The 2,676-nt window shown below is 78.1% G+C and carries 3 protein-coding genes; all 3 read left to right on the top strand.

The window, feature by feature from the left end; genetic code table 11:
* Positions 1-71 precede the first annotated feature (71 nt).
* Complete coding sequence (locus ACFWOG_RS40520) at positions 72-1,052, top strand: DMT family transporter (RefSeq protein ID WP_380364728.1); 981 nt, start codon at positions 72-74, stop codon at positions 1,050-1,052.
* Positions 1,049-1,849, top strand: coding sequence for an SDR family NAD(P)-dependent oxidoreductase (locus ACFWOG_RS40515; protein ID WP_380364725.1), 801 nt, complete (start codon positions 1,049-1,051; stop codon positions 1,847-1,849). Before ACFWOG_RS40520 ends, ACFWOG_RS40515 begins: the two co-directional genes overlap by 4 nt.
* Before the next feature lie 6 nt (positions 1,850-1,855).
* The coding region (locus ACFWOG_RS40510; RefSeq protein WP_380364723.1) for a polysaccharide deacetylase family protein at positions 1,856-2,676 on the top strand (821 nt) is incomplete at its 3' end.

The following is a 2,676-nucleotide window of genomic DNA, read 5'->3' as shown; positions in this document are numbered from 1 at the left end:
GCTCCCCGCTGCACCGGGGAGCCGCCGGGCGGAGACTGGGGGTGGATCCTGCCCCCGAGGCTGGGAGAGCCATGCTGCTCGGACTCACCACCGCCCTGGTCGCCACCGTCTGCTTCGGCTTCGGGTCGGTCTTCCAGGCACGCGGCGCGCGGGAGGCGCCGAAGGCGGACCGGGTGCAGGTCGGGCTGCTGGCCGCGCTGCTCCGCTCCTGGCAGTTCCTGCTCGGTACCGGTCTGGACGTCGCCGGCTTCGCGCTGAGCATCGTCGCGCTGCGCACGCTGCCGCTGTTCCTGGTCCAGGCGGTCACCAACGCCAGCCTCGCCGTCACCGCCCTGGCCGCCGCCCGCCTGCTCGGCGCCCGGCTGCGCCGGAGCGACCTGCTGGGCGTCGCCGCCGTGGTGGCCGGCCTCACCCTGCTCGCGCTGGGCTCCGGGAGCGAGGGCCGCGACCACGCCCCGGCCGTGTTCCACTGGGCGCTGCTCGCCACGACGGCGCTGATGCTGCTGCTCACCCTCGTCCTCGCCCGCCGGAGCGGCAACGCCGCGGCGGCCGGTCTCGGCCTGCTCGCCGGGGTCGGCTTCGGCGTGACGAGCCTGGCGGTCCGGGTCCTCGACGTCTCCGGGCCGCTCACCGTGTTCACCGATCCGGCGGGGTACGCGCTGGCCGTCGGCGGTCTCGGCGGGTACCTCGCCTACGCGCTGGCGTTGCAGCGGGGCACGGTGACCGCCGCCACCGCCGCCGGCACGATCTCCGAGACCTTCGGCCCGGCGCTGGTCGGGGTGGCGGCCCTCGGTGACGCGGCCCGGCCCGGTTACGCCTGGTGCGCGCTGACCGGCTTCGCGGTCGCGGTCGGGGGCACCGTCGTGCTGTCCCGCTTCGGCGAGGTCGAGGCCGAGCTGGGACCGGCCCCGACCGGCGACGGCGCCCGGACGGACCCCGCGCCGGGCCGTGCCCCCGCGCCGGGCCCGGTCGCCCGGACGGCTCCGTCGTGCGAAGGTGGCATGCCGGACAAAAAGGACGGCCAGGTGCGCTCAGAGCGGCAGGTGCCATGACGACGGACGAAGCCCCGCCACCCTCGCGGCGGAAACGGCCCCGCCCCGCCGACGACCCGCCGGTCGTCCTGATCACCGGAGCCTCCTCCGGTATCGGCGCGGCCACTGCCGGCCGCCTCGCCGCGGCCGGCTGGCGCCTGCTGCTCTCCGGCACCGACCGCTCCCGGCTGGACGCGGTCGCCGACCGCACCGGCGGGCTGCCGCTCCCCGAGGACCTCGCCAAGCCCGACGGCGCGCAGCGCCTCGCCGAGGCGGCCGTCGCCTCGGCCGGGCGGGTGGACGCCGTGATCGCCGGCGCGGGCCTGGGCTGGCGCGGTCCCTTCGCCCGGACCCCGGTCGACACCCTGGACCGGATGCTGGAGGTCAACCTGGCCGCCCCGCTGCGGCTGACCCGGCTCCTCCTGCCCGGCATGCTGGAGCGCGACCGGGGGCGGATCGTCCTGATCGGCTCGATGGCCGGCCAGGTCGGGGTCCGCGACGAGGCGGCGTACGCGGCGACCAAGGCCGGGCTGACCATGTTCGCCGAGAGCCTCTGGTACGAGCTCCGGGGCACCGGCGTCGGTGTCCGGCTGGTCCTCCCGGGCGCGGTGGACACCCCGTTCTTCGCCAAGCGCGGCACGCCGTACCAGCGCGAACGCCCCCGCCCGGTCAGCCCGGAGCGGGTGGCCGGCATCGTCGTCGACGCCGTCACCACCGCCCGCGACCGGGTCTTCGTGCCGCGCTGGCTGGGCTACCCGGCCCGGATCCACGGCGTCGCCCCGGGCGTGTTCCGGCGGATGGCGTCCCGGTTCGGCTAGGCGCCGGTGGGCCGGGGTCGGGCCCGGGGGAGCGGCACGAGCGGCCGGCCGGGTGGGCCCGGGGCCCGGGCGCTCGGCGGCGCCGCGCTGGTCGCCGCCGGTGCCGAACTCCTCCACCTCGCCCCGGCCGCCGTGCGGCTGCCGCCGGTCCGGCGCCTCGCGGCCCGGCGCACCGCCGGGTACGGCGACCCCCGGCACGTCGCGCTGACCTTCGACGACGGGCCCGACCCGCGCGGTACCCCGGAGATCCTCGACGCCCTCGACGCGCTGGGCCTGCGCGCCACCTTCTTCCTGCTGGGCACGATGCTGGAACGCGCGCCCGGACTCGGCCGCGAGCTGGTGACCCGTGGCCACGAGGTCGCCGTCCACGGGTGGTGCCACCGGCGCCAGTGGTACCCGGACCCCGCCCGTGACCTGCGCGAACTGCGCCGCGTCACCGAGGCGGTCACCGATCTCTGCGGCGCCCGCCCGTCCTGGTACCGGCCGCCGTACGGTGTGCTGGCCGCCGGTCAGGCCCTCGCCGCCCACCGCCTGGGCCTGCGGACCGTGCTGTGGACCACTTGGGGCCGGGACTGGGTCGCCGGTGCCACCGGCGGCTCCGTCTACGGCACCGCCCGGGCGGGTCTCACCGGGGGTGCCACCCTCCTCCTGCACGACTCCGACTGCACCTCGGCCCCCGGTTCCTGGCGCGCGACGCTCGACGCGCTCCCCCTGATCGCCGACCACTGCCGCGACCGTGCGCTCCGGCTGGGCCCGCTCCGCGACCACGGCGTTCCGGCCCCCGGCCCCGGGGGGCGCCACGGTTCGACGGCGGCGCCCCCCGGGAC

It is taken from the genome of Kitasatospora sp. NPDC058406 (assembly GCF_042722765.1).
Lineage (GTDB): Bacteria > Actinomycetota > Actinomycetes > Streptomycetales > Streptomycetaceae > Kitasatospora.
The sequence above is the reverse complement of the archived record's forward strand: the minus strand, read 5'-3'. Positions and strand labels throughout refer to the sequence as shown.

Bases quoted from the DNA above. Each gene is read 5' to 3' on its own strand.
- ACFWOG_RS40520 (WP_380364728.1), top strand. From the start codon at position 72: ATGCTGCTCGGACTCACCACCGCCCTGGTCGCCACCGTCTGCTTCGGC.
- ACFWOG_RS40515 (WP_380364725.1), top strand. From the start codon at position 1,049: ATGACGACGGACGAAGCCCCGCCACCCTCGCGGCGGAAACGGCCCCGC.